Source organism: Blautia caecimuris (genome assembly GCF_024622975.1).
Taxonomy (GTDB): domain Bacteria; phylum Bacillota; class Clostridia; order Lachnospirales; family Lachnospiraceae; genus Blautia_A; species Blautia_A caecimuris.
Window position 1 is genome coordinate 1 of the sequence record NZ_JANJZT010000090.1, and the last position, 1,202, is coordinate 1,202.

Below are 1,202 nucleotides of genomic sequence, written 5' to 3' on the forward strand. Positions count from 1 at the left end.
GCATCCGCCCTGTGCCCTTTCTGCTTGACCTTTCGCTTTTCATCACCCTAGCGTAGGTGATGCGGTCTTTGATTCTCATTGCTGATAAATAAATTTATCGATGTCTTCCTATCTTACGTTTTACGTTTGTATCAAGGATCTTTAATCTTTTCGATTAAAGTTACATGTATGCAGTTTTCAAGGTACAATATCCTGGGCTTAATTACTTAAGACCCAATGGGCTTAAGTGGACTCGAACCACCGACCTCACGCTTATCAGGCGTGCGCTCTAACCAGCTGAGCTATAAGCCCATCTTTCAAAAGCTAAAAGCTTTTGAATGGAGATGAAGAGATTCGAACTCTCGACCCCCTGCTTGCAAGGCAGGTGCTCTCCCAACTGAGCTACATCCCCATTTGATCTGGCGTCCACCTGCTCTCCCACATCGTCTCCAATGCAGTACCATCGGCCGCTTAGGTCTTAACCGTCGTGTTCGGGATGGGAACGGGTGTGTCCCCTAAGCGCATCGACACCAGAAATGGTTTTATTCAATTCTTCCTTGATAACTCAACAGTGAAACACATCTCTCTACTTCTTCTTCCTTAGAAAGGAGGTGATCCAGCCGCACCTTCCGATACGGCTACCTTGTTACGACTTCACCCCAGTCATCCGTCCCGCCTTCGGCAGCTCCGTCCTTTCGGTTCGGTCACTGACTTCGGGCGTTACTGACTCCCATGGTGTGACGGGCGGTGTGTACAAGACCCGGGAACGTATTCACCGCGGCATTCTGATCCGCGATTACTAGCGATTCCAGCTTCGTGCAGTCGAGTTGCAGACTGCAGTCCGAACTGGGACGTTATTTTTGGGATTTGCTTAAGCTCACACTCTCGCTTCCCTTTGTTTACGCCATTGTAGCACGTGTGTAGCCCAAATCATAAGGGGCATGATGATTTGACGTCATCCCCGCCTTCCTCCAGGTTATCCCTGGCAGTCTCCTCAGAGTGCCCGGCCAAACCGCTGGCTACTAAGGATAGGGGTTGCGCTCGTTGCGGGACTTAACCCAACATCTCACGACACGAGCTGACGACAACCATGCACCACCTGTCTCCTCTGTCCCGAAGGAAAGGTGACGTTACTCACCGGTCAGAGGGATGTCAAGACTTGGTAAGGTTCTTCGCGTTGCTTCGAATTAAACCACATGCTCCACCGCTTGTGCGGGTCCCCG

At 50.7% G+C, this 1,202-nt stretch carries 2 tRNA genes and 2 rRNA genes; all 4 read right to left on the reverse strand.

Going from position 1 to position 1,202, the window contains the following annotated elements:
- Positions 1-217 precede the first annotated feature (217 nt).
- Positions 218-291 (reverse strand) — tRNA-Ile (locus tag NSA57_RS19440).
- Between the two features lie 27 nt (positions 292-318).
- Positions 319-391: transfer RNA gene (locus NSA57_RS19445), tRNA-Ala, on the reverse strand.
- A 5-nt stretch (positions 392-396) separates the two neighbouring features.
- A 5S ribosomal RNA gene (gene rrf, locus NSA57_RS19450) occupies positions 397-514 on the reverse strand.
- 69 nt (positions 515-583) lie between these two features.
- Positions 584-1,202: ribosomal RNA gene (locus NSA57_RS19455) — 16S ribosomal RNA — on the reverse strand; the annotation flags it as partial.